The organism is Coprobacter sp. (genome assembly GCF_982436375.1).
Genome location: NZ_CEWDCG010000280.1, coordinates 1 through 2,914, shown reverse-complemented (window position 1 = coordinate 2,914; position 2,914 = coordinate 1). Strand labels below are relative to the sequence as shown.

The following is a 2,914-nucleotide window of genomic DNA, read 5'->3' as shown; positions in this document are numbered from 1 at the left end:
AGAATCTGAATAACAATCTATGAGAGTCAATTAAAATATGATATATCATGAAAAAATTGCTTGTTTTACTTTTATTTTTTATTCCATTCGGATTATTTGCTCAAGAATCGGTAACACGAAGTGAAGATGGTAAGAGTTTGATTGTTCAACCCAAAAAATATGTAGCTTTTTTTGATGCTGACAGTGTGAGAATATCTATAGAGATGTTTAATGATTCGTTGGCAACATTAAAATATATTATCACTTCAAGAAATGTAGAGGATACCACAGCTTTTCTGTTGATGAGAAAAATTCCTAAAAATTATCGGGAATGTATTGGAGAAAAACTGCCCGATTTGGAAATTGAGGATTTAGCCGGAAATAAACGAACAGTCGGAAAAAATAAGAATATCTCGTTAATTGTTTTTTGGAGTATTTATTGTCCTCCCTGCATTAAAGAGCTCAAAATATTGGATGCTCTCAGAGAAGAATATCCCGAGACCGACATTTTTGCCATTACAGGTAATAGTCGAGACACAGTCCGATCTTTTATGCAAAAGCACAATTTCAGGTGGGAAAATATTCATCTTATCCCGGATTGCAGCTATGAGGAAAGATACCCACTCTTTAAAGAAATACAAATAGCTCCGTTCAGTGTAATTGTAGATCGTAATCTGGTAATAAAAGACGTGTTTGTTGCAGAAGGCATGCGCAGGATGTTGACCGTTTTGGATTCATTGGATAAAGAATCTGAATAACAATCTATGAGAGTCAATTAAAATATGATATATCATGAAAAAGCTGACAGTTTTATTCTTTTTGTGTATTATACCTTTTATTGCAAATGCGACCATTTCTGAGATGAGTTTTGGAAAGTGGAATATTAAGTTTGATGATGAGACAAAACGAGCGGAATTCGTAAAAGAAGGTGTGACAGTGCTTAAAGATGTCAAAATAAAGTTTAAAAATGGGGATGTACTTTTGGATGCTTCTTCGTATAATTCTGTAAAAATAAAACAAGAGGATATTGTTGATGAAGTGGGTAAGGCCCGGAAATTTACCATTGAATATACCGGCAGTGAAGATTCGGATAACCCCATAGTCTATCAAAATTTTTATTTATATGACGGACAAGATTACTTTCTTACCGATGTAATATTGCAGTCTCCGGACAATTCGATTATATCAAGCAATTATATTGCGCCTATCAGTACCGAAGCCGATAATCTGTTTTTACCTGCCGACGTTAATAATCGATTTATAACAGTTCCTTTTGATAATGACGGGTTTATAACGTATACTTCTTATCCTTTGAGCTGTAGTCAGACAGATCCGGAGTCTTTGGCTATCGGGCGTGTTGCCCGAGACTCTGTTTCGATGGAAGTCTCGGCAATATTTAATGGTGAAACACAGTTGGGGTTGGTTATCGGCTCTGTCGATCATGATACATGGAAATCTGCTGTCAGGATAACCGGAAGCCCGCTGGCACAAGGTAAGATCACCAATCTTGAATGTTTTAGCGGTGTTACGCATCATATAACGCGCGATATGATAGATGGTGTATTAAAACCTCATGGTGCTGTAAAGGGACAGCAGGTAAAATCTGCCCGTATGATTGTGCATTATTCCGGTGACTGGCGTACCGGATTGGAGACTTTTGGTGATGTATGTTGTGCAATCGCTCCGAAAAGAAGCTGGGATAAACCTGCACCTTACGGCTGGAGTAGTTGGGGCGGCATGGGTACTGAGATCAGTTATGATGGTGTTGTGTCGGTATCGGATTTTATAAAGGAGAATATTTAGAATAAAGGCGGATTCGGTGATGATGGTGTTATCTTTATCAATTTAGATGCATCTTGGGATAAACTCGATTGGGATGAATTGAAACAGTTTGTAAAGCACTGTGAAGCAAACGGGCAGATGGCCGGGGCTTATTGGTCTCCGTTCTGCGATTATGCGGGAGTAGAAGATCGTGCCGTAGAAGGAAATAACGGGTATGTGTATGGACAAGCATTATTGAAAGTTTTCGGTAAGATTAAGTGGGAAGCCGGTGCAGCGTGTATGGATCCGACAGCCCCGGCTACACTTTCCCGCATCAACTTTTTTATAGATAAATTTAAGGATGCCGGAATCAAATGTTTGAAATTGGATTTTTTGAGTAACGGATCTATCGAGGCAGATAGTTATCGTAATCCGAAAGTTACTACGGGCATTCAGGCTTATAACTATGGTATGAAGCATTTGAGGGAACGTGCCGGAGACGATATTTTTATCATCGAGTCGATATCTCCGCTTTTTCCTGCCAATTATGCCCATGCCCGTCGTATCAGTTGCGATGCTTGGGGAGAAATGTGGCATACGAGTTATATGATGAACAGTTTCTCTTTCGGCTGGTGGCTTAGTCGTGTTTATTGCTTTAATGACCCGGATCATTTGGTAATGGGAGATCGTAGTGAAGCGGAAAATATATCGAGAATGACAACCGGAGCAGTAACCGGATATTGCATTCTTGGAGATAATTTGTCAACAAAAGGAATTGCCGTCGGTTCGAAAATCAGTCAGGAAAAAGCCATAAAATTTTCTACTGTTGAGAAAGTAAATGATGTCATACGTTTGGGAAAATCTTTCCGTCCGGCTTATGGACATAAATTGTCGGGACGTAATAATTCAGTCGATTTATTTTATCTCGAGACCGAAGATTCCTATTATATTGCTCATTTTAATTACGAATCGGGAGATAAAACCGGAACTATCGATTTTTCGTATATGAATATCGATCCCGAAAATATAGATGTTTCTAGAAGTTATGAGTGTTGGACGGGTGAGGGTGTTACTCTTAATGAAAAGGGACTTGAGTATTCTTCTCCGAATAATATGGCGAAGATATATAGGCTTTTTAAAAAATAGTGTAATACAAGAATAGTAATGAGATCCT

Annotated in this window: 3 protein-coding genes; all 3 read left to right on the top strand. The window is 38.4% G+C overall.

The genetic code is table 11. The features are described 5' to 3' along the window. Nucleotides 1–47 precede the first annotated feature (47 nt). Nucleotides 48–737 (top strand): TlpA family protein disulfide reductase, encoded by a 690-nt coding sequence (locus tag AC1WHX_RS11615; RefSeq protein WP_481229416.1) that lies wholly within the window; start codon nt 48–50, stop codon nt 735–737. A 34-nt stretch (nt 738–771) separates the two neighbouring features. Further along, nucleotides 772–1,782, top strand: a complete 1,011-nt coding sequence (locus AC1WHX_RS11610) for a hypothetical protein (protein WP_302545292.1) — start codon at nt 772–774, stop codon at nt 1,780–1,782. Between the two features lie 78 nt (nt 1,783–1,860). Next, nucleotides 1,861–2,886: an alpha-amylase family protein gene (locus tag AC1WHX_RS11605; protein ID WP_302545291.1), complete on the top strand. Its 1,026-nt coding sequence runs from the start codon at nt 1,861–1,863 to the stop codon at nt 2,884–2,886. Nucleotides 2,887–2,914 lie beyond the last annotated feature (28 nt).

Excerpts from the sequence above, each read along its gene's own strand:
- AC1WHX_RS11615 (WP_481229416.1), top strand. The coding sequence starts at position 48 with ATGAAAAAATTGCTTGTTTTACTTTTATTTTTTATTCCATTCGGATTA.
- AC1WHX_RS11610 (WP_302545292.1), top strand. The coding sequence starts at position 772 with ATGAAAAAGCTGACAGTTTTATTCTTTTTGTGTATTATACCTTTTATT.